At 54.5% G+C, this 26,050-nt stretch carries 23 protein-coding genes; 15 read left to right on the top strand and 8 right to left on the bottom strand.

The window, feature by feature from the left end; genetic code table 11:
• Positions 1-90: 90 nt before the first annotated feature.
• Complete coding sequence (hemL, locus tag OOJ60_RS14230) at positions 91-1,371, bottom strand: glutamate-1-semialdehyde 2,1-aminomutase (RefSeq protein ID WP_060570028.1); 1,281 nt, start codon at positions 1,369-1,371, stop codon at positions 91-93.
• 168 nt (positions 1,372-1,539) lie between these two features.
• Between hemL and clcA the strand changes: the two genes are divergently transcribed.
• The 3 genes from clcA to erpA are packed head-to-tail and all read left to right on the top strand — an operon-like array spanning position 1,540 to position 3,387.
• Complete coding sequence (clcA, locus tag OOJ60_RS14225; protein ID WP_042289908.1) at positions 1,540-2,961, top strand: H(+)/Cl(-) exchange transporter ClcA; 1,422 nt, start codon at positions 1,540-1,542, stop codon at positions 2,959-2,961.
• A gap of 34 nt (positions 2,962-2,995) precedes the next feature.
• Entirely contained in the window at positions 2,996-3,046 is a 51-nt protein-coding gene (yadW, locus tag OOJ60_RS24860; protein ID WP_350396263.1) for a small protein YadW, read from the top strand.
• Entirely contained in the window at positions 3,043-3,387 is a 345-nt protein-coding gene (gene erpA / locus OOJ60_RS14220) for an iron-sulfur cluster insertion protein ErpA (protein WP_012904541.1), read from the top strand. Before yadW ends, erpA begins: the two co-directional genes overlap by 4 nt.
• A 120-nt stretch (positions 3,388-3,507) precedes the next feature.
• Here the strand turns inward: erpA and OOJ60_RS14215 are convergent, their stop codons facing one another.
• The 3 genes from OOJ60_RS14215 to mtnN are packed head-to-tail and all read right to left on the bottom strand — an operon-like array spanning position 3,508 to position 5,660.
• A complete protein-coding gene (locus tag OOJ60_RS14215) occupies positions 3,508-4,131 on the bottom strand; it encodes a TRIC cation channel family protein (protein WP_042289905.1) in 624 nt (207 codons plus the stop codon).
• Between the two features lie 37 nt (positions 4,132-4,168).
• Positions 4,169-4,969: a vitamin B12 ABC transporter substrate-binding protein BtuF gene (btuF, locus tag OOJ60_RS14210; protein WP_205612755.1), complete on the bottom strand. Its 801-nt coding sequence runs from the start codon at positions 4,967-4,969 to the stop codon at positions 4,169-4,171.
• On the bottom strand, positions 4,962-5,660 hold the full coding sequence (gene mtnN / locus OOJ60_RS14205; RefSeq protein ID WP_042289900.1) for a 5'-methylthioadenosine/S-adenosylhomocysteine nucleosidase: 699 nt from the start codon (positions 5,658-5,660) through the stop codon (positions 4,962-4,964). Before mtnN ends, btuF begins: the two co-directional genes overlap by 8 nt.
• A gap of 80 nt (positions 5,661-5,740) precedes the next feature.
• Between mtnN and dgt the strand changes: the two genes are divergently transcribed.
• The 3 genes from dgt (at position 5,741) to cdaR (ending at position 10,114) form a co-directional block, all read left to right on the top strand.
• Entirely contained in the window at positions 5,741-7,258 is a 1,518-nt protein-coding gene (dgt, locus tag OOJ60_RS14200; protein ID WP_060570030.1) for a dGTPase, read from the top strand.
• 129 nt (positions 7,259-7,387) lie between these two features.
• Positions 7,388-8,809 carry a serine endoprotease DegP gene (degP, locus tag OOJ60_RS14195; protein WP_042289896.1) on the top strand — a complete coding sequence of 474 codons (1,422 nt, stop codon included), beginning with the start codon at positions 7,388-7,390 and terminating at the stop codon, positions 8,807-8,809.
• 147 nt (positions 8,810-8,956) lie between these two features.
• Positions 8,957-10,114: a DNA-binding transcriptional regulator CdaR gene (gene cdaR, locus OOJ60_RS14190; protein WP_042289894.1), complete on the top strand. Its 1,158-nt coding sequence runs from the start codon at positions 8,957-8,959 to the stop codon at positions 10,112-10,114.
• Between the two features lie 88 nt (positions 10,115-10,202).
• Here cdaR and OOJ60_RS14185 read toward each other — a convergent pair whose 3' ends face one another.
• The 4 genes from OOJ60_RS14185 to map form a co-directional block, all read right to left on the bottom strand.
• The gene (locus OOJ60_RS14185) at positions 10,203-10,589 is read right to left on the bottom strand and encodes a DUF3461 family protein (protein WP_042289892.1); all 387 of its coding nucleotides are present in this window, start codon (positions 10,587-10,589) and stop codon (positions 10,203-10,205) included.
• A 109-nt stretch (positions 10,590-10,698) separates the two neighbouring features.
• Positions 10,699-11,523, bottom strand: a complete 825-nt coding sequence (dapD, locus tag OOJ60_RS14180) for a 2,3,4,5-tetrahydropyridine-2,6-dicarboxylate N-succinyltransferase (RefSeq protein WP_042289888.1) — start codon at positions 11,521-11,523, stop codon at positions 10,699-10,701.
• Between the two features lie 31 nt (positions 11,524-11,554).
• Positions 11,555-14,227 carry a bifunctional uridylyltransferase/uridylyl-removing protein GlnD gene (gene glnD, locus OOJ60_RS14175; protein WP_205612754.1) on the bottom strand — a complete coding sequence of 891 codons (2,673 nt, stop codon included), beginning with the start codon at positions 14,225-14,227 and terminating at the stop codon, positions 11,555-11,557.
• Between the two features lie 106 nt (positions 14,228-14,333).
• A complete protein-coding gene (gene map, locus OOJ60_RS14170) occupies positions 14,334-15,128 on the bottom strand; it encodes a type I methionyl aminopeptidase (protein WP_042289882.1) in 795 nt (264 codons plus the stop codon).
• A 322-nt stretch (positions 15,129-15,450) separates the two neighbouring features.
• On the opposite strand from map, the gene rpsB reads away from it, so the two are divergent.
• The 9 genes from rpsB (at position 15,451) to bamA (ending at position 25,995) form a co-directional block, all read left to right on the top strand.
• Positions 15,451-16,176, top strand: a complete 726-nt coding sequence (gene rpsB, locus OOJ60_RS14165) for a 30S ribosomal protein S2 (RefSeq protein WP_012904553.1) — start codon at positions 15,451-15,453, stop codon at positions 16,174-16,176.
• A gap of 138 nt (positions 16,177-16,314) precedes the next feature.
• Positions 16,315-17,166 (top strand): translation elongation factor Ts, encoded by an 852-nt coding sequence (tsf, locus tag OOJ60_RS14160; RefSeq protein ID WP_042289878.1) that lies wholly within the window; start codon positions 16,315-16,317, stop codon positions 17,164-17,166.
• A 152-nt stretch (positions 17,167-17,318) separates the two neighbouring features.
• On the top strand, positions 17,319-18,044 hold the full coding sequence (pyrH, locus tag OOJ60_RS14155; RefSeq protein WP_042289874.1) for a UMP kinase: 726 nt from the start codon (positions 17,319-17,321) through the stop codon (positions 18,042-18,044).
• Between the two features lie 333 nt (positions 18,045-18,377).
• Positions 18,378-18,935, top strand: a complete 558-nt coding sequence (gene frr / locus OOJ60_RS14150) for a ribosome recycling factor (protein WP_042289871.1) — start codon at positions 18,378-18,380, stop codon at positions 18,933-18,935.
• 103 nt (positions 18,936-19,038) lie between these two features.
• Positions 19,039-20,235, top strand: coding sequence for a 1-deoxy-D-xylulose-5-phosphate reductoisomerase (ispC, locus tag OOJ60_RS14145; protein ID WP_042289867.1), 1,197 nt, complete (start codon positions 19,039-19,041; stop codon positions 20,233-20,235).
• Positions 20,236-20,541: 306 nt separating this feature from the next.
• Entirely contained in the window at positions 20,542-21,300 is a 759-nt protein-coding gene (gene ispU / locus OOJ60_RS14140) for a (2E,6E)-farnesyl-diphosphate-specific ditrans,polycis-undecaprenyl-diphosphate synthase (RefSeq protein WP_042289866.1), read from the top strand.
• 12 nt (positions 21,301-21,312) lie between these two features.
• A complete protein-coding gene (gene cdsA / locus OOJ60_RS14135) occupies positions 21,313-22,170 on the top strand; it encodes a phosphatidate cytidylyltransferase (RefSeq protein WP_042289864.1) in 858 nt (285 codons plus the stop codon).
• 11 nt (positions 22,171-22,181) lie between these two features.
• Complete coding sequence (gene rseP / locus OOJ60_RS14130; protein ID WP_042289862.1) at positions 22,182-23,534, top strand: sigma E protease regulator RseP; 1,353 nt, start codon at positions 22,182-22,184, stop codon at positions 23,532-23,534.
• 31 nt (positions 23,535-23,565) lie between these two features.
• The gene (gene bamA / locus OOJ60_RS14125) at positions 23,566-25,995 is read left to right on the top strand and encodes an outer membrane protein assembly factor BamA (RefSeq protein WP_042289859.1); all 2,430 of its coding nucleotides are present in this window, start codon (positions 23,566-23,568) and stop codon (positions 25,993-25,995) included.
• Positions 25,996-26,050: the final 55 nt, after the last annotated feature.

The raw sequence follows: 26,050 nt of genomic DNA, 5'->3' as shown, positions 1-26,050 counted from the left end.
AGATAAAACGTCTGGCGTCGCCTTCAGACAATAAAAAGGCCGGGTAGCGGTTTCGCTTCACCCGGCCTGCGATGGATAACCTTCTCGTTATTACAGCTTTGCAAACACCCGACGCGCGGCGTCGATAGTGTTGTTGATGTCGTCCATGCTGTGTGCGATCGACATAAAGCCCGCCTCAAACGCCGACGGCGCCAGGTACACGCCTTCTTCCAGCATCAGGTGGAAGAAACGCTTAAAGCGTTCTACGTCGCATGCCATCACGTCCTGATAGCAGGTGACAGTTTTCGCATCGGTAAAGAATAGGCCGAACATGCCGCCGACATGGTTTACTACCAGTGGAATACCCGTTTCCTGTGCGGCTGCCAGCAGACCTTCGGCGAGACGGGTCGTCAGTTCGTCCAGCGTATCATGGACCCCCGGCTGGGCCACTTCGTTCAGACAGGCAAACCCTGCCGCCATCGCAATTGGGTTTCCGGACAGCGTCCCTGCCTGATACACCGGACCGGTTGGCGCCAGCGCATCCATCACTTCGCGACGGCCGCCGAAGGCGCCCACTGGCATACCGCCGCCAATGATTTTGCCCAGACAGGTCAGATCCGGCGTTACGCCGTAATAGTCCTGCGCGCCCGCCAGCGCGACGCGGAAGCCGGTCATGACTTCATCAATGATCAGCAATGCGCCAAATTCATCGCACAGGGCGCGCAGACCCGGCAGGAAGTCCGGCAGCGGCGGGATGCAGTTCATGTTGCCCGCGACCGGCTCAACGATGATGCAGGCGATCTCCTGCGGGAACTGCTCAAACGCGGCGCGGACGGAATCCAGATCGTTATAGGTGCAGGTTAGCGTGTGTTTGGCGAAATCCGCCGGCACGCCAGGCGAGTTTGGCTGACCCAGCGTCAGCGCGCCGGAGCCGGCTTTCACCAGCAGACAGTCGGCGTGGCCGTGGTAGCAGCCTTCGAATTTAATGATTTTATCGCGCCCGGTAAAACCGCGCGCCAGACGAATGGCGCTCATGGTCGCTTCGGTACCGGAGTTTACCATGCGCACCATGTCCATCGTCGGCACCAGCTCCGTCACCAGCGCCGCCATTTTCACTTCCATTTCGGTTGGCGCGCCGAAGCTTAAACCACGCCCAGCGGCTTCGATCACCGCATTACGGATGGCCGGGTGGTTGTGTCCCAGCACCATCGGTCCCCAGGAGCCGACGTAATCGATATAGGCTTTACCATCGACATCGTACAGATACGCGCCGTCAGCTTTTTCGATAAACAGCGGAGTGCCACCCACGCCAGTAAAGGCGCGAACAGGAGAGTTAACGCCGCCGGGGATGAGCTCACGCGCCGCGCTATAGAGGTTTTCAGACTTACTCATGGATGGATTCCTGGTTCGTAGAAAAAGTGAATGCCCGCTATTCTAATTATTCAGAGAAGGTTATGAAAGTTTTGCGCATTTGAAACATCACGATTTGCAGGGGATTTTCCGGCGAGAGGCGAGTACAATGCCGCCTCTGCATTTGTATTACCAATTAATGATCATTTGATGAAGACAGAAACTCCCTCTTTTGAAGCACAGCAAATCGTGCGCTTGCGGCGCCGGGATCAAATCCGTCGATTGCTTGAGCGGGACAAAACGCCACTGGCAATCTTATTGATGGCGGCGGTGGTTGGCACCGTGACCGGCCTGGTCGGCGTGGCGTTCGAAAAAGCGGTGACCTGGGTGCAGAACATGCGTATCAGCACGCTGGTCAGCGTTGCCGATCACGCGTTTCTCGTCTGGCCGTTGGCATTTGTGCTTTCCGCTCTGCTCGCCATGGTGGGCTATTTTCTGGTGCGCAAATTCGCGCCGGAAGCCGGTGGTTCCGGGATCCCGGAGATCGAAGGCGCGCTGGAAGAGCTGCGTCCGGTGCGCTGGTGGCGCGTGCTGCCAGTGAAATTTATCGGCGGGATGGGGACGCTGGGGGCCGGTATGGTGCTGGGGCGCGAAGGGCCAACGGTCCAGATCGGCGGCAACATTGGCCGGATGGTGCTGGATATTTTTCGTATGCGCAGCGCCGAAGCTCGCCATACGCTGCTGGCTACCGGGGCGGCAGCCGGTCTTTCCGCGGCGTTTAATGCGCCGCTGGCGGGCATTTTGTTTATCATCGAAGAGATGCGTCCGCAGTTTCGCTATAACCTGATTTCCATTAAGGCTGTGTTCACGGGCGTGATTATGTCGAGCATTGTCTTTCGCGTGGTCAATGGCGAAGCACCGATTATCGAGGTCGGTAAACTGTCTAACGCGCCGGTGAATACGCTGTGGCTCTATCTGATCCTCGGTATGATTTTTGGCTGCGTGGGGCCGCTGTTTAATAGATTGGTGCTGCGTACGCAGGATATGTTCCAGCGCTTTCACGGCGGCAATATCACCAAATGGGTGCTGATGGGCGGCGCGATTGGCGGACTGTGCGGTATTCTCGGGTTGATTGAACCCGAAGCGGCAGGCGGCGGGTTTAATCTGATCCCCATCGCTGCGGCGGGCAATTTTAGCGTCGGGTTGCTGTTGTTTATCTTTGTCGCCAGGGTAATCACTACGCTGCTTTGTTTCTCCTCCGGCGCGCCGGGTGGAATCTTCGCCCCGATGCTGGCGCTCGGCACGCTGCTGGGAACCGCGTTCGGCATGGCGGCGGCGGCCTTCTTTCCGCACTATCAGCTGGAAGCTGGCACTTTTGCTATCGCCGGCATGGGGGCGCTGATGGCGGCGTCGGTACGCGCGCCGCTGACCGGCATCGTGCTGGTGCTGGAAATGACCGACAATTATCAGCTCATTTTGCCAATGATTATTACCTGTCTCGGCGCAACACTATTGGCGCAATTCCTCGGCGGAAAACCGCTATACTCCACCATTCTTGCCCGCACCCTGGCGAAGCAGGAAGCGGAACAGGCGGCAAAAAGCCAGACGGCGGCCGCTGGCGAGAATACTTGAATGAAATACCAGGGTATTAGATAATGATTTTCGTATTGGGTCAGAATTTGCCCAATTGCCGATGTCGTTTGGAGCAAAAATATGAGTGATGACGTAGCGCTGCCACTGCAATTTACTGAAGCAGCAGCCAATAAAGTGAAAAGCCTGATCGCTGACGAAGATAACCCGAATCTGAAGCTGCGCGTGTATATTACCGGTGGTGGTTGCAGCGGCTTCCAGTATGGTTTTACCTTTGACGATCAGGTCAACGAAGGTGATATGACCATCGAGAAACAGGGGGTGGGTCTGGTGGTTGATCCGATGAGCCTGCAATATCTGGTTGGCGGCTCCGTGGATTACACTGAAGGTCTGGAAGGGTCACGCTTCGTCGTAACCAACCCGAATGCGAAAAGCACCTGCGGGTGTGGTTCTTCGTTCAGTATTTGATCAGTTGCCGGTTGTCCCGCCGGTTAACCGTTCTACAGGCCCGGTAAGCGTAACGCCGCCGGGCGATGTCCCGGATGGCGGCTAACGTTTTATCCGGCCTGCGCTTCTCGCCCCGATGCCTTAACGCCCATTCTCATCTAATGCAAACGTCGGCAGCTTCAGATGCCAGCGGATCGCCGCCAGGCGAATGAATAATGTCACGATCATCCCCATCATACTTGCCGTTTCCAGCGGGATCGCAAAAGTATAAAACGCGGTGGCGTGAACAATTCCGCCAATAATGCAGGCTGTGGCGTAAATCTCAGTCCGCAAAATCATCGGGATTTCACGCGCCAGCACGTCGCGGATAATCCCGCCGCCGACGCCGGTGATCACGCCCATACAGATTGCGACCAACGGACCGGTGCCGGCAATAAACGCTTTATTGACGCCAATCCCGACGAATACCGCCAGACCGACGGCGTCGAGTACCGGCAGCATCCATTTGGGCAAGCGCCTGGGCTGGCGCACCAACAATATCGTCAGCATACTGGTGACCATCGCTACCACCAGATCGGTTGGATCTTTCACCCAAAACACCGGCCCGTTATCCAGCGCCATATCACGGATCGTTCCACCGCCGACGGCTGTCACGACGCCCAGAACCAGTACGCCGAACGGGTCCATGCGCAATTTTCCAGCCAGCAATACGCCAGAGATAGCAAATACCGCGGTACCGACAATATCCAGCCAATAGACGAGCATCACGTTATCCTCAAGACCAGCCGTGCTGTGACGGGTTTTACTTCACCTGTGAAAGCGCACTACAGAGTTGTTTTGCGGCGAGGATAATACGCGGGCTGGCGCGTTCAAACCAGTCACTGGTTAAAGGAATAACCGGAATAGTGAGCTGATCGCCCCAGTATCGCTGAATTTTGCGGGTTTCATCCGCATCGCCTGCCACCACGATCGCCTGCGGAGCGCGCGCCAGCACCTGTTCTCGGCTTACCTGCGGCCAGGGAACCCGGCTATTGGCAAAGATATTTTCTCCGCCACACAGCTCCAGCACCTGGTTTTGAATCGATCCTTTTGCGCTGGTAAACGGCGGATTGATGCCAAACTGGAGAAAGACGCGTTTTTTGGCTTTCGCCGCGTTCGCCGATTTTAGTTGATGATAGTCGTCCAGCAGACTTTGTGAGGCGCGTTGCGCTTTTTCCGGCTCCGGGCTCCAGGCGGCTAATTTTTTCAGCGTGTCGGCAATTTGTTCGATGGTGACGGCATCCACCCACATCACCTGGATCCCTAACGAGGTGAGCTGATTAACCTGTCGTTCCGCATTGCCGCCGCGCCACGCGATAACCAGATCGGGTTTCAGCGCCACAATGCGTTCCAGATTCATGCCCTGCCAGGTGGACACTTGTTCAATATTCTTTGCTGCTGGCGGATAGTCGGAATAGCTGCTGACGCCGACGGGGGTGATGCCTGCGGCAAAGGCGAGTTCGGTATTGGCGGGAGAAAGGGAAATCACGCGCGGTGCGGCTGACAGCCACACCGGCAGCAGAATCAGCAGGGCGACAAACGCCCTGAAGAATGCGTTAACCATGCGCCAGTTTCTGCACCAGCGTTTCGACCATCAGGCTGGACTGTTTGGCCGCGACGGCCAGGAACTCGTCAAAGCTCAGGTGCGACTGCTGGTCTGCGACGTCAGAAATAGCGCGAACCACCACAAACGGAACTTTAAAGTTATGGCAGACGTGCGCGATCGCGGTAGCTTCCATTTCAACAGCAACCGCCTGCGGGAAGTTATGGCGGATTTTCGCCAGCCCTACGGAGCCGTTAATGAAGGCGTCGCCGCTGACAATCAGCCCGCGAACCGCGTTCAGGTTTAACGCCGCAATGCAGGATTCCGCCGCCGCGATCAGCGTTTCGTCGGCTTTAAACCCTGCCGGACAGCCCGGAAGCTGACCGAATTCATAGCCGAAGGCGGTAACATCGGCGTCATGATAGCGTGCTTCATCAGACACCACGATATCGCCCACTTTTAACGTTGGCGCCAGACCGCCTGCGGAACCGGTATTAATAATCACGTCCGGCTTGCAGTGTTCAAGAAGCAGCGTCGCGCCCAGCGCTGCAGCCACTTTACCAATGCCGGATTTCAGCAGCGCAACGTCGGTGCCGTTTAACTGACCGGTGTAGATTTCACAACCGCCCAGGCTGAACGTTTGACGGTTTTCGATTTTGTCACGCAGCAGCGTAACTTCTTCTTCCATTGCACCAATGATGCCGATTTTCATAGATTTACTCGCGCCAGGTGAGATTTAAAGGCATAGTCTATCATGCGCTTAACGGGAAGTGCATGTTCATGGGGGAGGAGATGGCTCAGATTGATTTCCGCAAAAAAATAAACTGGCATCGTCGTTACCGCTCACCTCAGGGGGTGAAGACTGAGCATGAGATCCTGCGCATCTTTGAGAGTGACCGTGGGCGCATTATTAACTCTCCGGCGATCCGCCGTTTGCAGCAAAAGACGCAGGTGTTTCCGCTGGAGCGCAACGCGGCGGTGCGCACCCGTCTTACCCATTCGCTGGAAGTGCAGCAGGTGGGACGCTATATCGCCAAAGAAGTGCTGAGCCGTCTTAAGGAACTGCAACTGCTGGCGCATTACGGGCTGGACGAACTGACCGGTCCCTTCGAAAGCATTGTCGAAATGTCCTGCCTGATGCACGACATTGGGAATCCGCCGTTCGGTCATTTTGGCGAAGCGGCAATCAACGACTGGTTTCGCCAGCGTCTGCATCCGGCAGATGCCGAAAGCCAGCCGCTGACGGAGGACCGCTGTATTGTCGCCGCGCTGCGCCTGAGCGAAGGGGAGGAGTCCCTGAATGACATCCGGCGCAAAGTCCGCCAGGATTTATGCCATTTCGAAGGCAATGCGCAGGGGATACGTCTGGTGCATACCTTAATGCGCATGAACCTGACCTGGGCGCAGGTGGGCGGGATTTTAAAATATACCCGTCCGGCATGGTGGCGGGGGGAAACGCCTACGACGCATCATTATTTAATGAAAAAACCGGGCTACTATCTTTCTGAAGAGTCCTATATTGCAAGGTTACGTCAGGAACTTGATCTCGCGCTTTACAGTCGCTTTCCATTAACCTGGATCATGGAAGCCGCTGACGATATTTCTTATTGCGTGGCCGATCTTGAGGACGCCGTAGAGAAAAGAATTTTCAGCGTAGAGCAGTTGTATCACCATTTGCACGAGGCCTGGGGCGAGCACGAAAAAGGCTCTCTGTTTGCGCAGGTGGTGGAAAATGCGTGGGAGAAATCCCGCGCAAATACGCTGAGTCGGAGTACGGAAGATCAATTCTTTATGTATTTGCGGGTGAACACGCTAAATAAGCTGGTGCCTTATGCCGCGCAGCGTTTTATTGATAATCTTGAGCAGATCTTTGAGGGCACCTTTAATCAGGCGTTACTGGAAGATGGCAGCAGCGTTAGCCGTTTGCTTAAGCTCTATAAAAATGTCGCCATAAAACATGTGTTTAGCCACCCCGACGTGGAACAGCTCGAGCTGCAGGGGTATCGCGTTATCAGTGGTTTATTAGACATTTACCGGCCTTTATTAAGTCTTCCATTAGCAGACTTCAGCGAGCTGGTGGAAAAAGAGCGGCTGATACGCTTTCCGATAGAATCCAGATTATTTCAGAAACTCTCCACTCGTCATCGACTGGCGTACATTGAAGCCGTCAGTAAATTAGCGTCAGATTCCCCCGAGTATCCGGTGCTGGAATATTATTACCGTTGCCGTCTGATCCAGGATTATATCAGCGGCATGACAGACCTCTACGCGTGGGATGAATATCGACGGCTCATGGCGGTCGAGCAATAAAGCAACTTTTGTAAAGACGGACAATAAATTTTTACTTTTTCCATAAACTTTTGTCCGGAACTTAGCGCTATAAAATGAATCTGACGTACACAGCAATTTTGCGTTATATGTTAATCGAGATTGATACACATGAAAAAAACCACATTAGCAATGAGTGCACTGGCTCTGAGTTTAGGTTTGGCGTTATCTCCGCTTTCTGCCACGGCTGCTGAAACCGCCTCAGCAACGACCGCTCAGCAGATGCCAAGTCTGGCGCCGATGCTCGAAAAAGTGATGCCATCGGTGGTCAGCATTAACGTTGAAGGTAGCACAACCGTAAATACGCCGCGTATGCCGCGTAATTTCCAGCAGTTCTTTGGTGATGACTCCCCGTTCTGCCAGGAGGGTTCTCCGTTCCAGAGTTCCCCGTTCTGTCAGGGAGGCCCTGGGGGTAACGGCGGCCAGCAACAAAAATTCATGGCGCTGGGTTCTGGCGTCATCATTGATGCCGCGAAAGGCTATGTCGTCACCAACAACCACGTGGTGGACAACGCCACGGTAATCAAAGTACAGCTGAGCGATGGCCGTAAATTCGACGCCAAAATTGTCGGCAAAGATCCGCGCTCTGACATCGCGCTGATCCAAATCCAGGATCCGAAAAACCTGACGGCGATTAAACTGGCTGACTCCGACGCGCTGCGTGTCGGCGACTACACGGTGGCCATCGGTAACCCGTTTGGTCTGGGCGAAACCGTCACTTCCGGTATCGTCTCGGCGCTGGGCCGTAGCGGTCTGAACGCGCAAAACTATGAAAACTTTATCCAGACCGACGCGGCGATCAACCGCGGTAACTCTGGTGGCGCGCTGGTTAACCTTAATGGTGAACTGATCGGTATTAACACCGCTATCCTTGCGCCGGACGGCGGCAACATTGGTATCGGCTTCGCCATCCCAAGCAACATGGTGAAAAACCTCACATCCCAGATGGTGGAATTCGGTCAGGTGAAACGCGGCGAGCTGGGCATTATGGGTACCGAACTGAACTCTGAGCTGGCGAAGGCAATGAAAGTCGACGCACAGCGCGGCGCGTTCGTCAGCCAGGTGATGCCAAACTCTTCGGCGGCGAAAGCGGGCATTAAAGCCGGGGATGTTATTACCTCCCTGAACGGCAAGCCCATCAGCAGCTTTGCCGCGCTGCGCGCGCAGGTCGGCACCATGCCGGTCGGCAGCAAGCTCACCCTCGGACTGTTGCGTGACGGCAAGCCGGTGACCGTGAATCTGGAACTGCAGCAGAGCAGCCAGAATCAGGTGGATTCCAGCTCTATTTTCAGCGGCATTGAGGGCGCTGAAATGAGCAACAAAGGCAAGGATCAAGGCGTGGTGGTGAATAACGTGAAAGCGAATTCTCCAGCGGCGCAGATTGGTCTGAAGAAAGGTGACGTGATTGTCGGCGCTAACCAGCAGGCGGTGAAAAACATCGCTGAGCTGCGCAAGATCCTCGACAGCAAGCCGTCTGTCCTCGCGCTGAATATTCAGCGTGGCGATAGCTCCATCTATTTGCTGATGCAGTAATCTCCTCACCCCCTTCCCGAACAGGGAAGGGGGCTCTTTTTGTGATACCCCCCACAACTCCATACTTCTTTGCTTCGCTTTGTGCATTTGCACAATGCTGCGATTAGTCATCTTCCTTATGCTTGAGCTCTGCTCACAGGAGGGTTTATGGCTGGCTGGCATCTTGATACCAAAATGGCGCAGGATATCGTGGCGCGGACGATGCGCATCATTGATACCAATATCAACGTAATGGATGCCCGCGGGCGGATTATCGGCAGCGGCGATCGTGAGCGTATTGGTGAATTGCACGAAGGCGCGCTGCTGGTGCTCTCTCAGGGACGCGTGGTTGATATTGACGACGCGGTGGCGCGGCACTTACACGGTGTGCGTCAGGGGATCAACCTGCCGTTGCGTCTGGAAGGGGAGATCGTTGGCGTGATCGGTCTGACCGGCGAGCCGGAGCACCTGCGCAAATATGGCGAGCTGGTATGCATGACGGCAGAAATGATGCTGGAGCAGTCACGTCTGATGCACCTGCTGGCGCAGGACAGCCGCCTGCGTGAAGAACTGGTGATGAACCTGATTCAGGCGGAAGAAAACACCCCGGCGCTGACCGAGTGGGCGCAGCGTCTGGGCATCGATCTCAATCAGCCGCGCGTGGTGGCGGTGGTGGAAGTCGACAGCGGACAGCTTGGCGTCGACAGCGCCATGGCGGAACTGCAGCAATTGCAAAATGCGCTGACCACCCCCGAGCGCAATAACCTGATCGCGATTGTCTCGCTGACCGAAATGGTGGTGTTAAAACCGGCGCTGAATCAGTTTGGTCGCTGGGATGCAGAAGATCACCGCAGGCGCGTTGAGCAGCTTATTTCGCGGATGAAAGAGAATGGGCAACTGCGTTTTCGCGTCGCGTTGGGCAACTACTTTACCGGCCCCGGCAGTATCGCCCGTTCATACCGTACCGCCCGCACCACCATGATGGTCGGCAAGCAGCGCATGCCGGACAGCCGCAGTTATTTTTATCAGGATTTAATGTTGCCGGTGCTGCTCGACAGTCTGCGCGGCGGTTGGCAGGCTAACGAGCTGGCGCGCCCTTTAGCGCGACTGAAGGCAATGGATAATAACGGCCTGTTGCGCCGAACGCTGGCGGCGTGGTTCCGTCATAATGTGCAGCCGCTGGCAACGTCAAAGGCGCTGTTTATTCATCGTAATACGCTGGAGTACCGACTGAACCGTATTTCAGAGCTGACCGGGCTGGATCTGGGGAATTTTGACGACAGATTGTTATTGTATGTGGCGCTACAACTTGATGAACAACGGTAATTTTTGCCTGATGGCGCAGCACTGATCGGGCCTACAAAGGACAGGGGGCGTAGGCTGGACGTGGGCGGCGCCATCTGGCAACAATCGCTTACTTACGCGTCAATTTTTCCAGATCGGCCTCAATTTCGGTGATCTTATTCGCGACCACGCTTTCCAGATGGCGTAAGTCGTCAAGGATCTTGCGCTTCAGATCGACTTCGGTGCGATCGCGCTGGCAGATCTGATCCAGCTCGTCGATAACATAGCGCAGGTTGGGGCTGATCTCCTGCACCTCTTTGTAACCCTGCCCAATACCGTCGGCGACCACGGTTTTACGTTGCCGTGGGTATTTAAACTTCACGCTCTTGGCAAAGAATTCGCCTTTATCCTTCTGGAAATAGATTTTCAGGATATCGTTGTTGGCTTCTTGCCGCAGGCTGTAACGATCGATTTCTTCAGGATTGGTAATGCCCAGACTTTTCAGATTGTCGTACATAGCGGTACCCTTAATCTCAACATAACCTATGAATAATTAACGAAAAGCCCCGTTTCCGCCACTTCAGGCGATAAAAAAAGCGGGCTATGCCCGCTTTTTCAAATCATTGTCAGTCGATGGTACGTAACAACTCATTGATGCCGACCTTGCCGCGCGTTTTGGCATCGACCTTTTTCACAATCACCGCGCAGTAAAGACTGTATTTGCCATCTTTCGACGGCAGGTTGCCGGAAACGACAACAGAACCTGCCGGAACGCGGCCATAATGCACTTCGCCGGTTTCACGGTCATAAATACGGGTGCTCTGGCCGATGTAAACGCCCATCGAAATCACGGAACCTTCTTCCACGATCACGCCTTCCACGACTTCTGAACGCGCGCCGATAAAGCAGTTATCTTCGATGATGGTCGGGTTCGCCTGCAGCGGCTCCAGTACGCCGCCGATGCCGACGCCGCCGGAGAGATGAACGTTTTTACCGATCTGCGCGCAGGAGCCGACGGTCGCCCAGGTATCAACCATCGTACCTTCATCAACATAGGCGCCGATATTAACGTAAGACGGCATCAGCACGGTGTTACGGGCAATGAACGCCCCCTGGCGCACCGCCGCAGGTGGCACTACGCGGAAGCCTTCTTTCTGAAAACGCGCTTCGTCATAGTCAGCAAATTTCATCGGCACTTTATCGAAGTAGCGACTTTCCGCGCCGTCGATAACCTGGTTATCGTTAATACGGAAAGAGAGCAGTACCGCTTTCTTCAGCCACTGGTGCGTTACCCACTGGCCGTCGATTTTTTCTGCAACACGCAGTGCGCCGGAATCCAGCAGGGAAATCACCTGATTCACCGCTTCACGGGTCACGGTATCTACATTCGCCGGCGTGATCTCGGCACGGCGCTCAAAAGCGGTCTCAATAACGTTCTGTAACTGCTGCATTGGTAAACTCTTTCCCTAATAAAAAAACACACTACCCTTTATCGTTTGGATTGAGGGCCTCTGTCAACCGTTGATGCACTTCCTGCTGAAGCGCATTATTAAGGGCACGCCGGTCCGCGGTGGCGATTATGAATAAATCTTCTACTCGCTCGCCAATGGTTGTAATTCGGGCGCCGTGAAGCGAAATTCCCAGATCGGCAAAAATTTGCCCGACCCGCGCCAGCAGTCCGGGCTGGTCGAGTGCAATCAGTTCGAGGAACGATTTCCGGTCGGTGTGCGTCGGCAAAAACGTCACTTCGGTATCCACGGTAAAGTGGCGCAATTTAGCCGGCTGGCGACGCGGCTGCGGCGGTTGCCAACTGCGCTGGGTGATCGCCTGTTCCAGTCCGAAGCGGATCGCTTCATGCCGATCCGATGACAGCGGGCTGCCATCCGGCTCCAGGACGATAAACGTATCCATCGCCATGCCGTCGCGGGTGGTGAAGATCTGCGCATCGTGGACGCTGAGATTACGCCTGTCCAGTTCAGCGCAGACGGCGGCAAACAGGTAAGGGCGGTCCGGACTCCAGATAAAAATTTCCGTTCCGCCGCGCGTCGCCTGCGGACTGAGCAAAATCAGCGGCTTGCTCAGGTCGTGCTGAAGCAGATGTCGCGCGTGCCAGGCCAGTTGATTTGGGCTGTGACGGACAAAATAGTTGGCGCGACAGCGCGACCAGATATGGTGCAGCGCCTCTTCATCAATATTGTCCATCCGTAATAGCGCCAGCGCCTGAAGCTGATGATGGCGTACGCGCTCGCGCATATCTGGCGTATTCTGCATGCCGCGGCGCAGCTGTTTCTCTGTGGCGAAGTACAGTTCGCGCAGCAGGCTTTGCTTCCAGCTATTCCACAGCGTTTCGTTGGTGGCGCATATGTCGGCCACTGTCAGGCAGACGAGAAAGCGCAAGCGGTGCTCCGTCTGTACTTCTTCGGCAAACTGCTTGATCACCTCCGGATCCTGAATATCGCGGCGCTGGGCGGTAACTGACATCAGCAGATGTTGCCGTACCAGCCAGGCCACCAGTTGGGTTTCCCGCGAGTTCAGGCCATGCAGCTCGGCGAATTTGAGCACGTCCTGCGCGCCCAGCACGGAGTGGTCGCCGCCGCGTCCTTTGGCGATGTCGTGGAACAGAGCGGCGATCAGGATCAGCTCCGGCTGACGCAGACGGGGCCAGAGATCCACACACAGCGGGTGGCGCTGGCGGGTCTCTTCTTTGGCGAAGCTTTCCAGCTTCAGCATCACGCGAATGGTGTGTTCATCCACTGTGTAAGCGTGGAACAGATCGAACTGCATCTGTCCGACAATGTGCGACCACTGGGGCATATAGGCCCACAGCACGCTATGGCGGTGCATGGGCAGCAGGCCGCGGCTGACCGCGCCAGGGTGACGCAGCATGCTGAGAAACAGCGAACGCGCTTCCGGGATGTAGCACAACGGCTGGTTCAGATGACGTCGGGCGTGGCGCAGATGGCGCAGGGTGGTGGAGTAGATCCCGGTGATCGCGCTATTGCGCACCATGGTATAGAACATCCGCAGGATCGCTTCCGGCTCGCGGATAAACAGATCGTCGTGACGCAGGTCGATCAGCGTGCCGCGCAGTTGAAAGTCGTCGTCGATCGGGCGCGGCTTTTCGTCCGCCGGCAAGGCGAGGATGGCTTCGTCAAACAACTGGAGCAGCATCTGGTTCAGTTCGCTGACCCGCCGCGTCACCCGGAAGAAATCCTTCATCATTTGCTCGACCGGCTCGTTGCCTTCGCCACGGTAGTTGAGACGCTGGGCGACGCTAAGCTGGCGGTCAAACAACAGACGGTTGTCGTAACGGGGCACCACCAGATGCAGCGCAAAGCGGATCCGCCAGAGTATGTGCAGGCACTCGTTTAACTCCGCGCGTTCGGCCTGGGTCAAAAAGCCAAAACCGACCATCTCATCAAGGGAGGTGGCGCCAAAGTGACGGCGGGCGACCCACTGTAGCGTATGGATGTCGCGCAGGCCGCCGGGGCTGCTTTTGATATCCGGCTCGAGGTTATAGCTGGTGCCGTGATAGCGCTGGTGGCGCTGGTTCTGTTCTTCGACTTTGGCGGCGTAGAACTTGTCGGACGGCCAGAAGCCTTCGCTGAAAATGTGTTTTTGCAGTTCAAGGAACAGCGCCACGTCGCCAATCAGCAGCCGGGTTTCGATCAGGTTGGTGGCGACGGTCAGATCCGACAGCCCTTCCAGCAGACACTCTTCAAGCGTACGTACGCTGTGACCGACCTCCAGCTTTACGTCCCACAGCAGCGTCAGCAGTTCACCCACTTTCTGCGCCTGGTCATCGGGTAATTTTTTGCGGCTTAAGATCAGCAGATCGATGTCGGAAAGCGGATGCAGTTCGCCGCGCCCGTAGCCGCCGACGGCGACCAGCGCCAGATCGGCAATCTGCCCGAATCCCGCGTCAATCCACAACCGTTGCAGCAGTTGATCAATAAACTCGGTGCGGGCTTCGATCAGCTGCTCGGCGGAGATCCCGCTGTCAAACGCGTCGCCCAGCCACTGCTGGAAGGTATCGATGTGGGACTTTATCCCGCTGACGGTGAGTTCGTCACGCGACCAACTGCCTGGGTTCTGCGGCTGGCCGGGAAGGGTGGGAAGTGCGGTATTCGCGTGCTGTTCAGGAAGAATATTCATTATGCGCCACCCATTAAAAAGCCGGATGTCGGCGAAACGCCTTATCCGGCCCAGGGAACACTGCAATTTCCAGGCCTGATAAGCGACAGCGCCATCAGGCAATCAGTTATTCGTCGTGCGTAATGACCGCCGGGATAGTGTCATCCTTGCGTAAGGTCAGAATTTCGCAGCCGTTTTCGGTTACTACAATAGTGTGCTCATATTGTGCAGACAAGCTTCTGTCTTTGGTTTTTACCGTCCAGCCATCCTTCATGGTGCGGATGCGGTAATCACCGGCATTCAGCATTGGCTCAATGGTGAACGTCATGCCCGGTTGCAGCACCACGCCGCCGTCGTCCGCATCGTAATGCAGTACCTGCGGTTCTTCATGGAAGCCGCGGCCAATACCGTGTCCGCAGTATTCGCGCACCACAGAGAAACCTTCGCCTTCCGCGTATTTCTGAATCGCCGCGCCCAGGGCGCGCAGACGGATGCCCGGTTTTACCATACGCAGGGCCAGATACAGGCTCTCCTGCGTGACGCGGCACAGACGCTCGCCAAGGATAGTCGGCTTGCCGACGATAAACATTTTTGAGGTGTCGCCGTGGTATTCGTCTTTGATGACGGTGACGTCAATGTTGACGATATCGCCGTCTTTCAACAGCTTGGCATCGTCCGGGATCCCGTGGCATACCACTTCATTAATAGAGATGCAGACGGATTTCGGATAACCATGGTAACCGAGGCAGGCGGAAATCGCGTGCTGCTCGTTGACGATGTAGTCGTTACAAAGACGATCCAGTTCGCCCGTGCTGACGCCCGGTTTGATATGCGGTTCGATCATCTCCAGCACTTCCGCGGCCAGACGGCCCGCGACGCGCATTTTTTCGATTTCTTCAGGGGTCTTAATTGAGATAGCCATGTAATCTGTCCATCGGTGTCGATTTTTTCGACAATACTAGTGTAAGTATTGTCAATGGTATCAGTCAGGCGCACCCCGTGCCAAATTGAGAATCATTAACAGCACACTCAGCCAACAATTATTGGTGTCGGCGGCGTATTTGTGGTATAAAGCGCGCCGGACTTCCGTTCCATTCGAGACTACACAAGATGGACGGAAGCGACATATCTCACTTTGTGTAACAACACACACGTATCGGCACATATTCCGGGGTGCCCTTTGGGGTCGGTAATATGGGATACGTGGAGGCATAACCCCAACTTTATCTATAGAGGTTTTAATCATGGCAACTGTTTCCATGCGCGACATGCTCAAGGCTGGTGTTCACTTCGGTCACCAGACCCGTTACTGGAACCCGAAAATGAAGCCGTTCATCTTCGGTGCGCGTAACAAAGTTCACATCATCAACCTTGAGAAAACGGTACCGATGTTCAACGAAGCCCTGGCTGAGCTGAACAAGATTGCTTCTCGTAAAGGTAAAATCCTTTTCGTTGGTACTAAACGCGCTGCAAGCGAAGCGGTGAAAGAAGCTGCTAACAGCTGCGATCAGTTCTTCGTGAACCATCGCTGGCTGGGCGGTATGCTGACTAACTGGAAAACCGTTCGTCAGTCCATCAAACGTCTGAAAGACCTGGAAACTCAGTCTCAGGACGGTACTTTCGAAAAGCTGACCAAGAAAGAAGCGCTGATGCGTACGCGTGAGCTTGAGAAACTGGAAAACAGCCTGGGCGGTATCAAAGACATGGGCGGTCTGCCGGACGCGCTGTTCGTTATCGATGCTGACCACGAGCACATTGCTATCAAAGAAGCAAACAACCTGGGTATTCCGGTATTTGCTATCGTTGATACCAACTCTGATCCGGACGGTGTTGACTTCGTTATCCCGGGTAACGACGACGCAATCCGTGCTGTTAGCCTGTACCTGGGCGCTGTCGCTGCAACCGTTCGTGAAGGCCGTTCTCAGGATCTGGCTTCCCAGGCGGAAGAAAGCTTCGTAGAAGCTGAATAATAAGGAACGCTCGTTCGAGCCCCTTTTTGGACCAGGTAGTATCACGTTTGGTTAGGGGGCCTATCAATGGCCCCCTTTTTCACTTTTAAATCTGTGCGGTTTGACGCCGGGCAGATCAAATCTTCCGAGGATTTTAGAATGGCTGAAATTACCGCATCCCTGGTAAAAGAGCTGCGTGAGCGTACTGGCGCAGGCATGATGGATTGCAAAAAAGCACTGACTGAAGCGAATGGCGACATTGAGCTGGCAATCGAAAACATGCGTAAGTCCGGTGCGATCAAAGCAGCGAAAAAAGCAGGCAACGTTGCTGCTGACGGCGTAATCAAAACCAAAATCGAAGGCAATATCGCGTTCATTCTGGAAGTTAACTGCCAGACTGACTTCGTTGCGAAAGACGGCGGTTTCCAGGCTTTCGCTGACAAAGTACTGGACGCAGCGGTTGCGGGTAAAATCACTGACGTTGAAGTACTGAAAGCGCAGTTCGAAGAAGAGCGCGTTGCGCTGGTTGCGAAAATCGGCGAGAACATCAACATCCGTCGTATCGCTTCCCTGGAAGGCGACGTTCTGGGTAGCTACCAGCACGGTGCGCGCATCGGTGTTCTGGTTGCCGCGAAAGGCGCTGACGAAGAACTGGTTAAGCAGCTGGCAATGCATGTTGCGGCAAGCAAGCCGGAATTCGTTAAGCCGGAAGACGTGTCTGCTGAAGTGGTAGAGAAAGAATACCAGGTACAGCTGGACATCGCCATGCAGTCTGGCAAGCCGAAAGAAATCGCAGAGAAAATGGTTGAAGGCCGCATGAAGAAATTCACCGGCGAAGTTTCTCTGACTGGCCAGCCTTTCGTTATGGATCCGAGCAAGTCTGTTGGTCAGCTGCTGAAAGAGCACAACGCTGACGTGACTGGCTTCATCCGCTTCGAAGTGGGCGAAGGCATCGAAAAAGTTGAGACTGACTTCGCAGCAGAAGTTGCTGCAATGTCCAAGCAGTCTTAATGATTGAAAAGGAGCCGCCTGAGGGCGGCTTCTTTTTGTCACCCGTCACGCAAAATCAGTATGGCTCTTATTTCGTTGTACTGAGAAGCGACATATCATTGTCGCCAGAATTTACCCCCTTTTTAAATCGTTGACAGTCTCAGGAAAGAAACATGGCTACCAATGCAAAACCCGTCTATAAACGTATTCTGCTTAAGTTGAGTGGCGAAGCTCTGCAGGGTTCGGAAGGCTTCGGTATTGACGCAAGCATACTGGATCGTATGGCTCAGGAAATCAAAGAACTGGTTGAACTGGGGATTCAGGTTGGTGTGGTTATTGGTGGCGGTAACCTGTTCCGTGGCGCAGGTCTGGCGAAAGCGGGAATGAACCGCGTTGTGGGCGACCACATGGGCATGCTGGCCACCGTGATGAACGGCCTGGCGATGCGCGATGCGCTCCATCGCGCCTATGTGAACGCTCGCCTGATGTCGGCGATTCCGCTTAACGGCGTGTGCGACAACTACAGCTGGGCGGAAGCGATCAGCCTGCTGCGTAATAACCGCGTGGTGATCCTCTCTGCCGGGACCGGTAACCCGTTCTTTACTACCGACTCTGCAGCCTGCCTGCGCGGTATTGAAATTGAAGCGGACGTTGTCCTGAAAGCAACCAAGGTGGATGGTGTATTCACCGCCGATCCGGCAAAAGATCCGTCGGCCACCATGTACGAGCAGCTGACCTACAGCGAAGTGCTGGAAAAAGAGCTAAAAGTGATGGATCTGGCGGCGTTTACGCTGGCGCGTGACCACAAATTGCCGATTCGCGTGTTCAACATGAACAAGCCGGGCGCGCTGCGTCGTGTGGTCATGGGTGAGAAAGAAGGGACGTTAATCACGGAGTAATTCCCGTGTTACACTTCATCTTTCAGGCTGTCTCTGCGTTGGCTGCCTTTGCTCACCCCAGTCACTTACATGTGTAAGCTGCTGGGAATAAATGAGGGGCATCCTTGTCCCTCACTGAAGGACGCCTGCGGCTGTTCAAATTTGTTCCTGACAAATTTGTCGTTCAGCTGCCGCCTTGATACAACCTGAATGATTTTGTGCAGAAATCGCGGTAAGATTTTGCGTCAGTATCGCGGGACTACCCGTAATATTTTAATCAGGGCTATACTAAGCGCATTTCCACTATGTGCAATTGTCTGGTCTGACTGAGACTAGTTTCCAAGGATTCGTAACGTGATTAGCGATATCAGAAAAGATGCTGAAGTACGCATGGACAAATGCGTTGAAGCATTCAAAACCCAAATCAGCAAAATTCGCACGGGTCGTGCTTCTCCCAGCCTGCTGGATGGCATTGTTGTGGAATATTACGGTACGCCGACGCCGCTGCGTCAGCTGGCAAGCGTAACGGTAGAAGATTCCCGTACCCTGAAAATCAACGTATTTGACCGCTCTCTGAGCCCGGCCGTTGAAAAAGCGATCATGGCGTCTGACCTCGGTCTGAACCCAAGTTCTGCCGGCAGCGATATCCGTGTTCCACTGCCGCCGCTGACTGAAGAACGTCGTAAAGACCTGACGAAAATCGTGCGTGGCGAAGCGGAGCAGGCTCGCGTTGCCGTGCGTAACGTGCGTCGTGACGCTAACGATAAAGTCAAGGCGCTGCTGAAAGACAAAGAGATCAGCGAAGATGATGACCGTCGTTCTCAGGACGATATTCAGAAACTGACCGATGCCGCTATCAAGAAAGTGGAAGCGGCGCTGGCAGACAAAGAAGCGGAACTGATGCAGTTCTGATTCACCGGTACGACGAAAACGCCGCTCAGAAGATCTTTTGGATCGGCTGGCGGCGTTTTGCTTTTTACCTTTTACCCTGTCTCACTTTCAGACTGGACGTTCAATGAAGCACATAACCCTTCTGGGCTCGACCGGCTCTATTGGTTGCAGCACGCTTGACGTGGTGCGCCAGAACCCTGACGACTTTCGCGTTGTCGCGCTGGTGGCAGGTAAAAATGTCACCCGCATGGTGGAGCAGTGCCTGGAATTCTCCCCGCATTACGCGGTGATGGATGATGAAGCCAGCGCAACGCTGCTAAAAGCCACGTTGCAGCAACACGGTTGCCGCACAGAGGTTCTTAGCGGGCAACAGGCAGCCTGTGAGATGGCGGCGCTGGATGATGTGGATCAAGTCATGGCGGCCATTGTGGGCGCAGCAGGGCTGTTGCCGACGCTGGCCGCTATTCGCGCCGGTAAAACCATTCTGCTGGCCAATAAAGAGTCGCTGGTCACCTGCGGACGCCTGTTTATGGATGCGGTAAAGCAAAGTGGCGCACGGCTTTTACCGGTGGACAGCGAGCATAACGCTATTTTTCAGAGTATGCCCCAACCCATTCAACACAATCTGGGATACGCTGACCTTGAGCAAAATGGCGTGATGTCGGTTTTGCTTACCGGGTCTGGTGGCCCGTTTCGGGAAACGCCGCTGCGCGATCTGGCCTCAATGACGCCCGAGCAGGCATGCCGTCACCCGAACTGGTCGATGGGGCGTAAAATTTCCGTCGACTCCGCCACCATGATGAATAAAGGTCTGGAATACATAGAAGCGCGTTGGTTGTTCAACGCCAGTGCCCGCCAGATGGACGTGCTGATTCATCCGCAGTCGGTTATTCACTCAATGGTGCGTTATCAGGACGGCAGCGTACTGGCGCAACTGGGGGAGCCGGATATGCGTACGCCAATTGCCCATACCATGGCCTGGCCGAATCGCGTGACCTCGGGGGTTAAGCCGCTCGATTTCTGCCAGCTCAGCGCGCTGACTTTTAGCGCGCCGGACTATGAGCGCTATCCGTGCCTGAAACTGGCAATGGAAGCGTTTGAGCAAGGGCAGGCGGCAACCACTGCGTTGAATGCGGCAAACGAAATCGTCGTAGCTGCATTTCTTGCTGAAGAACTTCGCTTTACCGATATTGCCGATCTCAATTTAGCTGTGCTGGAACAGATGGACCTGCAAGAGCCTCAGAGTGTGGATGACGTCCTGCGAGTGGATGCCATTGCGCGAGAAGTCGCCAGAAAACAAGTGACGCGTCTCGCAAGCTGAGGATAATCCGGCTACAGAAGATCGTGCTATTTGTTAGCGTTGGGCTTCAGTGATATAGTCTGCGCCACCTGATCGCAGGTATTTGGCTTTTTTCGGTCAGGCAAGCCGTGGTTTGACACGGCTTTTTTGTGGATACGCAAAATCATTCAGGTTGCATCAGGGCGGCGAGTGGATGCGTTCCCGGGCGCGTACAGCGGTACGTGACGCGGGACAGCAAGCTGACAAGAGGCAGCCTGAGAGATGAAGTGTAAAAGGCTTCTGTATTCCTGAGTACCGCTAAATCCTTTCAGGGACTAAAAACGCGTTATGTTGTCTGCAACTCAACCAGTAAGCGAAAATTTGCCAGCACATGGCTGTCGTCATGTCGCGATCATTATGGATGGCAATGGTCGCTGGGCAAAAAAGCAAGGGAAGATTCGGGCATTCGGGCATAAGGCCGGAGCGAAATCCGTCCGCCGGGCCGTCTCTTTTGCTGCCAACAACGGTATTGATGCGTTAACGCTGTATGCCTTTAGTAGTGAAAACTGGAACCGACCAGCGCAGGAAGTTAGCGCGTTAATGGAGCTGTTTGTGTGGGCGCTTGACAGCGAAGTCAAAAGTCTGCACCGCCATAACGTCCGCCTGCGCATTATTGGCGATACCAGTCGATTTAACTCGCGTTTGCAGGAACGTATTCGTAAATCGGAAGCGCTAACTGCCCAGAATACCGGGCTGACGCTGAACATTGCGGCGAATTACGGCGGACGTTGGGATATTGTCCAGGGAGTCAGAAAACTGGCGGAACAGGTGCAGGACGGTGTACTGCGCCCGGAACAGATTGATGAAGAAATGCTCAACCAACAAATCTGTATGCATGAGCTGGCTCCTGTGGATTTAGTAATTAGGACTGGGGGAGAGCATAGAATAAGTAACTTTTTGCTTTGGCAAATTGCCTACGCCGAACTTTACTTTACTGATGTGCTCTGGCCCGATTTCGATGAACAAGACTTTGAAGGTGCGCTGCATGCCTTTGCTAATCGAGAGCGTCGTTTCGGCGGCACCGAGCCCGGTGATGACAAAGCCTGATGGGGGTCGCTTTTGCTGAAGTATCGCCTGATTTCTGCTTTTGTTTTAATACCCGTGGTCATCGCGGCGCTGTTTCTGCTGCCGCCGGTGGGGTTCGCTATTGTTACGCTGCTGGTGTGTATGCTGGCTGCGTGGGAATGGGGACAGTTAAGCGGTTTTGCCACTCGCACGCAACGCGTATGGCTGGCGGTACTGTGCGGGCTGTTACTCGCGCTAATGCTGTTTTTACTGCCGGAATACCATCATAATATTCACCAGCCGCTGGTCGAGGTCTCACTTTGGGCGTCGTTAGGCTGGTGGATCGTTGCTTTACTCCTGGTGTTTTTCTATCCCGGTTCAGCGGCGATCTGGCGTAATTCGAAGACATTACGCATAATTTTCGGCGTGTTGACTATCGTTCCCTTTTTCTGGGGCATGCTGGCGCTTCGCGCCTGGCATTATGACGATAATCATTACAGTGGCGCGATATGGCTACTCTATGTCATGATCCTCGTTTGGGGCGCGGACTCCGGGGCGTATATGTTTGGCAAACTGTTTGGCAAACATAAGCTGGCGCCGAAGGTGTCGCCAGGGAAAACCTGGCAGGGCTTTTTTGGCGGTCTCGCGACAGCAGCGGTAATCTCCTGGGGTTACAGCATGTGGGCGAACCTGGACGTTGCGCCGGTCACCTTGCTAATTTGCTCTATTATTGCCGCGCTGGCCTCTGTGCTGGGCGATCTTACTGAGAGCATGTTCAAGCGTGAAGCAGGAATTAAAGACAGCGGTCATTTGATTCCAGGACACGGTGGTATTCTGGACCGTATTGATAGCCTGACGGCGGCAGTACCGGTCTTTGCGTGCCTGTTGTTACTGGTATTCAAAACGCTTTAACGGAAGGTTTTATGCTGAGTATTCTCTGGAATCTGGCTGCATTCATTGTTGCACTGGGTGTGCTTATCACCGTGCATGAATTTGGTCATTTCTGGGTTGCACGGCGTTGCGGTGTCCGTGTAGAGCGCTTTTCCATTGGCTTTGGTAAAGCGCTTTGGCGCCGTACCGACAGGTCTGGTACAGAATATGTTATCGCCCTTATCCCGCTGGGCGGTTACGTCAAAATGCTGGATGAGCGTGCTGAGCCGGTGATTCCGGAACTGCGCCACCACGCGTTCAACAACAAAACCGTAGGTCAGCGTGCGGCAATTATCGCCGCCGGCCCGGTTGCTAATTTCCTTTTTGCCATCTTCGCTTACTGGCTGGTGTTTATCATCGGCGTCCCTGGCGTTCGTCCGGTGGTTGGTGAAATAACCCCCAACTCGATTGCCGCCGACGCGCAAATTGCGCCGGGAACGGAACTTAAAGCCATTGACGGTATCGAAACCCCTGATTGGGATGCGGTGCGTTTACAGTTGGTCGCGAAAATCGGCGACGAGCAGACGACGCTCAGCGTCGCGCCTTTTGGCAGTAACCAGCGTCAGGAGAAAACGCTGGATTTGCGTCATTGGGCATTTGAGCCAGACAAGGAAGATCCTGTATCTTCTTTGGGGATTCGACCGCGCGGGCCTCAGATCGAACCGGTGCTGTCAGAAGTGCAGGCGCAGTCCGCGGCAAGTAAAGCGGGTTTGCAAGCTGGCGACAGGATCGTTAAAGTCGATGGTCAACCGTTAACGCAATGGATGAATTTCGTGACGCTTGTGCGCGATAATCCCGGTAAGCCGTTAGCGCTGGAAATTGAAAGGCAGGGGAGTGCCTTGTCTTTAACGTTAATCCCGGATACCAAATCGGGTAACGGAAAGGCGGAAGGTTTTGCCGGCGTTGTGCCGAAAATCATTCCTCTGCCGGATGAGTACAAGACAGTACGCCAGTATGGGCCGTTTAGCGCCATCGCACAGGCCACGGATAAAACGTGGCAGTTGATGAAGCTGACGGTCAGTATGCTGGGAAAATTGATAACCGGTGATGTGAAACTGAACAACCTCAGTGGGCCGATTTCTATCGCTCAGGGGGCTGGGATGTCAGCGGAGTTCGGGGTGATATATTACCTGATGTTCCTTGCGCTTATCAGCGTGAACCTCGGGATAATCAACCTGTTTCCGCTGCCCGTTCTTGACGGGGGGCATCTGCTGTTCCTGGCGATTGAAAAGCTTAAGGGCGGGCCGGTATCCGAGCGGGTTCAAGACTTTAGTTATCGCATTGGCTCGATTTTGCTGGTGCTGTTAATGGGGCTTGCACTTTTCAATGATTTCTCTCGGTTGTAAGAGAGTTAGTTAGGAAGAACGCATAATAACGATGGCGATGAAAAAGTTGCTCATAGCGTCGCTGCTGTTTAGCAGCGCCACCGTATACGGTGCTGAAGGGTTCGTAGTGAAGGACATTCATTTCGAAGGCCTGCAGCGTGTCGCCGTTGGTGCGGCCCTCCTCAGTATGCCGGTGCGCACAGGCGACACGGTTAATGATGAAGATATCAGTAATACCATTCGCGCTCTGTTTGCCACCGGCAACTTTGAGGACGTCCGCGTCCTTCGTGATGGTGATACCCTTCTGGTTCAGGTAAAAGAACGCCCGACTATTGCCAGCATCACGTTCTCCGGTAACAAATCGGTGAAAGACGATATGCTGAAGCAAAACCTCGAGGCGTCTGGCGTGCGTGTCGGCGAATCTCTGGATCGCACCACCATTGCCGATATCGAAAAAGGGCTGGAAGACTTCTACTACAGTGTCGGTAAATACAGCGCCAGCGTTAAAGCGGTGGTGACTCCGCTGCCGCGTAACCGTGTTGACCTGAAACTGGTCTTCCAGGAAGGCGTGTCCGCGAAGATCCAGCAGATCAACATCGTTGGCAACCATGCTTTCAGTACCAACGAACTGATCTCTCACTTCCAGTTGCGCGACGAAGTGCCGTGGTGGAATGTGGTCGGCGATCGCAAATACCAGAAACAGAAACTGGCGGGCGACTTAGAGACCCTGCGCAGCTACTATCTGGATCGCGGCTACGCGCGCTTCAACATTGACTCTACTCAGGTCAGCCTGACGCCGGACAAGAAAGGCATTTATATCACCGTTAACGTCACGGAAGGCGATCAGTACAAGCTTTCTGGCGTGCAGGTGAGCGGTAACCTGGCGGGTCACTCTGCTGAGATCGAAAGCCTGACCAAAATCGAGCCGGGCGAGCTGTATAACGGCACCAAAGTGACCAAAATGGAAGATGACATTAAAAAGCTTCTTGGTCGCTATGGTTACGCCTATCCACGCGTTCAGTCTCAGCCGGAAATCAACGATACGGATAAAACCGTTAACCTGCGCGTCAACGTTGATGCGGGTAACCGTTTCTACGTACGTAAGATCCGTTTTGAAGGCAATGACACCTCTAAAGATGCCGTTCTGCGTCGTGAAATGCGTCAGATGGAAGGGGCATGGCTGGGCAGCGATCTGGTCGACCAGGGTAAAGAACGTCTGAACCGTTTAGGTTACTTCGAAACCGTCGATACTGACACCCAGCGCGTTCCGGGTAGCCCGGACCAGGTGGACGTGGTCTACAAGGTGAAAGAGCGTAACACCGGTAGCTTCAACTTCGGTATCGGTTACGGTACAGAAAGCGGCGTCAGCTTCCAGGCGGGCGTACAGCAGGATAACTGGTTGGGTACCGGTTATGCGGTAGGGATCAATGGTACGAAGAACGACTACCAGACCTATACCGAACTGTCTGTGACCAACCCGTACTTCACCGTTGACGGCGTAAGTCTCGGCGGTCGCGTGTTCTATAACGATTTCCAGGCGGATGACGCCGATCTGTCCGACTATACCAACAAGAGCTACGGTACGGACGTGACGCTGGGCTTCCCGGTGAATGAATACAACACGCTGCGCGCGGGCCTCGGTTATGTGCATAACAAACTGTCCAACATGCAGCCGCAGGTCGCCATGTGGCGTTATCTGAACTCGATGGGGGAAAACCCGGATCCGACGAACGATCGCAACAGCTTCGCCGCGGATGACTTCACCTTTAACTACGGCTGGACGTATAACAAGCTCGACCGTGGCTTCTTCCCGACGGAAGGTACGCGTATCAACCTGAACGGTAAAGTGACCATTCCGGGTTCTGATAACGAATACTACAAAGCGACGCTGGACACCGCGACTTATGTGCCGATCGATGACGACCACAAATGGGTTGTGCTGGGTCGTACGCGTTGGGGTTACGGTGATGGTATCGGCGGCAAAGAGATGCCGTTCTATGAAAACTTCTATGCGGGCGGCTCCAGCACCGTACGTGGTTTCCAGTCGAACACCATCGGTCCGAAAGCGGTCTATCTGCCAGCCAGCAGCCGTCATGATGGCGATGATGACTACGATAACGAATGTGCAAGCACCAACACGGCGCCGTGTGAATCCGATGACGCAGTGGGCGGTAACGCAATGGCTGTCGCCAGCCTTGAGTTCATTACCCCAACGCCGTTTATCAGCGATAAATACGCGAACTCGGTACGTACCTCCTTCTTCTGGGATATGGGTACCGTTTGGGATACAAACTGGGATTCCAGCCGTTTCTCAGGCTATCCTGATTACAGCGATCCGAGCAATATCCGTATGTCCGCTGGTATCGCATTACAATGGATGTCCCCATTGGGGCCGTTGGTATTCTCCTACGCCCAGCCGTTTAAAAAGTACGATGGAGACAAAGCAGAACAGTTCCAGTTTAACATTGGTAAAACCTGGTAACGGTTCTTCACAAGGGAATGTAATGGTAGTGTAGCGATGACTTTAGGCGATCTTG

It is taken from the genome of Citrobacter sp. R4, from assembly GCF_026719175.1.
Lineage (GTDB): Bacteria > Pseudomonadota > Gammaproteobacteria > Enterobacterales > Enterobacteriaceae > Citrobacter_A > Citrobacter_A sedlakii.
The sequence above is the reverse complement of the archived record's forward strand: the minus strand, read 5'-3'. Positions and strand labels throughout refer to the sequence as shown.